This window comes from Pseudoalteromonas sp. TAB23 (assembly GCF_000498075.1).
Classification (GTDB): domain Bacteria; phylum Pseudomonadota; class Gammaproteobacteria; order Enterobacterales; family Alteromonadaceae; genus Pseudoalteromonas; species Pseudoalteromonas arctica.
In genome coordinates this window covers 1-3,722 of the sequence record NZ_AUTP01000097.1, presented here as the reverse complement: position 1 = coordinate 3,722, position 3,722 = coordinate 1, and the positions used below count along the sequence as shown (strand labels likewise).

2 protein-coding genes and 1 pseudogene are annotated in these 3,722 nt (G+C 39.8%); all 3 read right to left on the bottom strand.

Annotated elements, in window-relative coordinates:
• Positions 1–310 (bottom strand): annotated as a pseudogene (locus L654_RS0102310) (3-phosphoshikimate 1-carboxyvinyltransferase); the annotation flags it as partial.
• A complete protein-coding gene (gene serC, locus L654_RS0102305) occupies positions 310–1,392 on the bottom strand; it encodes a 3-phosphoserine/phosphohydroxythreonine transaminase (RefSeq protein ID WP_024607143.1) in 1,083 nt (360 codons plus the stop codon). The gene serC and the pseudogene L654_RS0102310, both read right to left, overlap by 1 nt.
• Before the next feature lie 321 nt (positions 1,393–1,713).
• A partial coding sequence (locus L654_RS0102300) for a DNA gyrase C-terminal beta-propeller domain-containing protein (protein WP_024607142.1) occupies positions 1,714–3,722 on the bottom strand: 2,009 nt, incomplete at its 5' end.

Here is a 3,722-nt window from a genome sequence, read left to right as displayed (position 1 = left end):
CAGCCGTTAAAGGTCTGTAAGCAGTACCTGCATTACCTAAAAATAAGGGCTCCGTAGGTGTATTAAACACACCACCAACTCCCTCTACGGTCGCTACAGTGTGTTCATCATTTAAAGTTACATTTACGCCTAATAACTTTAAAGCACCCAGCATATGGCGTATATCGTCACTATCAAGTAAGTTTTCTACAACGGTGGTACCGTTTGCCAGTGCTGCTAATAATAAAATTCTGTTCGATAGACTCTTTGAACCTGGTAGGGTTACCGTGCCATTTACTTTAGAAATAGGTTCTAAACGGAGCTGCTCCATTAGCTGTGCTCCTTTGCAAATGCAGCCATAAAATCTACAAGTGCTTGAACACCTTCAAGAGGCATAGCGTTATAAATACTTGCGCGCATACCGCCCACAATTCTGTGACCTTCAAGTGCAAGTAAACCGGCCTCGTTTGATTGAGCAACAAATTTGCTATTTAAGCTTTCATCGTTTAACCAAAATGGAACATTCATGCGTGAGCGGCAATGTTTAGCGACTATATTTGAATAAAAATCTGAGTTATCGATAAAATCATACAGTAAATTTGCTTTAGCAATATTTTTTGCTTCCATGGCTTTTACCCCACCATTGCTTTCAAGCCATTCAAATACTTCAGCCGCTAAATACCAAGCAAAGGTAGGTGGGGTATTAAACATACTGCCCTGCTTTGCTTCAAGTGCGTAATCTAAAATACCGGGCTTTGGCAAACCTTCGCGCTCAAGTAATGTTTTACGAACAATAACAATTGATATGCCCGATGGACCGATATTTTTTTGCGCACCAGCGTAAATCAAATCAAATTTATTAACGTCTATCTCACGCGATAAAATAGTTGAAGACATATCAGCAATAATCGGAGCTGTTGGGTGGCTTGGTACATCAAAAATCTCTAAGCCATCGACAGTTTCATTAGGGCAATAGTGGATGTACGCAGCGTCTTCTGGTAATTCCCAGTCAGCAACGTCTTTAATTGAAAACTCACCATCAGCATCATTACGGACATCCGTAAAAGACGTTTGAGTAAACTTATTCGCTTCATCTCTGGCGCTTTTCGACCATACGCCATTCTCGCAATAAAACGCTGTTTTGCCTTCTTGGTGTAAGTTTAATGGCACAGCACTAAACTGGCCACGACCACCACCATGCATAAACAGCACTTCAAATTCATCACTAATATTCATTAGGCGACGAAGGCTAGCTTCACATTTAGCTGTAAGCGCTAAAAACTCTTTACTACGATGGCTAATCTCCATCACAGACACACCTAGGTCTTGCCAATCTAGAAACTCTTTTTGCGCTTTTTTCATAACCGCTTGCGGAAGCATAGCTGGCCCCGCACAAAAATTATATTTACTCATTACCTTTGCCTCATTCCAGTAATTTAACTACTAAGCATGAACATTTAATACCAATCCGCTAAACCTTTAAAATTTAATGAATAATACCAATCCGCAATAATACTTAATCATTTTGCGGGGCTAAACGTGTCGCTACTTGCGTTAAAAAATTCTCATTTAGAACAACTAAATAGCGAATTTTTTGCCTAGCTATCAACACGTTTTTCCACCCTCAAAATAGATCTCTTAATTAAGCGAATTGGTATGAGTATAATTTCACACCCTATTAATTTTTTTCAACAACATTAAAAAAAGCGGCCAAGGCCGCTTTTTCAATATCAATTATTCTGAAGGAGGATTATCATCCGCTACTTCATCAATAACCGTATCTACTGTTTCAACGTCTTCAATATCAATTAAGTCACTTTCTGTAACTTCAATCTCTTCTATACGTTGTAAACCAACTACTTGCTCTCCGTCAATAGTTCTGATCAAAATAACACCTTGTGTGTTACGTCCAACCGTTGAAACTTCATTAACGCGAGTTCGTACTAAGGTACCACGATTCGAAATAATCATTATTTCATCGTTGTCATCAACTTGCACAGCACCAACAACAGCGCCGTTACGTTCACTCACCTTAATTGATACAACACCTTGTGTTGCACGACTCTTAGATGGGTAATCTTCAAGTTGTGTACGCTTACCGTAACCATTTTCAGTTACCGTTAGAATAGCACCGTCAGTTTTTGGTACAATTAACGATACTACGCGTTGCTCGTCCGGCATTTTAATACCACGAACACCTGTAGCAGTACGACCCATTGGGCGAACACCTTTGAAGCGAATCTCAGGGTTACCTTCTTCGTCTAATACTGGGTTACCGTTTTCATCAACAACTGTTGTTTCTTCAGCTTCTTTGAAGCGTACAACTTTACCTGCATCAGTGAACAACATAATTTCGTTGCTACCATCGGTAATATCAACACCAATCAAGCTATCGCCATCATTTAAGTTAACAGCAATAATACCGCTTGCACGTTGACGACTGTAAGCCGTTAATGGTGTTTTCTTAACTGTACCGAATGCAGTAGCCATAAAGATATATTTATCTTCTGCGTACTCGCGTACTGGCAATATAGCAGTAATACGTTCATCAGCTTCAAGTGGTAACAAGTTAACAATTGGCTTACCGCGCGCTGCACGACTTGCTAGTGGTAACTGATACACTTTAAGCCAATATAAACGACCGGCCGTAGAGAAACATAAAATAGTATCGTGTGTATTTGCAACTAACAGACGTTCAATGAAATCTTCATCTTTCATCTTCGTTGCTGACTTACCTTTACCACCACGACGCTGTGCTTCGTAATCAGACAATGCCTGATACTTCACATACCCTTCGTGAGAAAGCGTTACAACAACGTTTTCTTCGGTAATTAAGTCTTCAAGACTGATATCGTGAGCCGCTGCATTAATCTCGGTACGACGTTCGTCGCCATACTGCGCTTTAATTTCAACTAGTTCGTCACGAATAACTTCCATTAAACGCTCAGGTGTTGCCAAAATATAAAGTAGCTCAGCAATTAACTCCAATAACGCTTGATATTCAGTTAAGATTTTTTCGTGTTCAAGACCAGTAAGCTTGTGTAAACGCAAATCTAGAATTGCTTGAGCTTGTTGCTCAGAAATATAGTATTGACCGTCGCGAATACCTAAATCATCAGCAAGCCAATCTGGACGGGCTACATTATCTTCGCCTGCTTTTTCAAGCATACCTTGTACATGACCTAATTCCCACGGACGTGCAGTTAAAGCAATTTTAGCTTCAGCAGGTGTAGGGGATTTACGAATAAGCTCGATAATTGGGTCAATGTTTGCAAGCGCAATTGCTAAACCTTCAAGCGTGTGAGCACGGTCACGCGCTTTGCGTAAATCAAACACGGTACGACGAGTTACTACTTCACGGCGGTGAATAATAAACTCTTCAAGCATTTCTTTTAGATTAAAACACTTAGGTTGGTTGTTAATTAATGCAACCATATTCATACCAAACACAGTTTGTAACTGAGTTTGTGAATACAAGTTATTTAAAATAACTTCGCCTACATCACCACGTTTAATTTCAATAACGATACGCATACCGTCTTTATCTGATTCATCACGTAGTGCACTAATACCTTCAATTTTCTTATCTTTAACAAGCTCTGCAATTTTTTCAATTAAACGGGCTTTATTAACTTGATAAGGAATTTCGTGAACGATGATTGTTTCACGGCCTGTTTTTTCATCGGTTTCGACGTCGGCGCGTGCACGCATGTACACTTTACCACGGCCAGTTAAATAGGCTT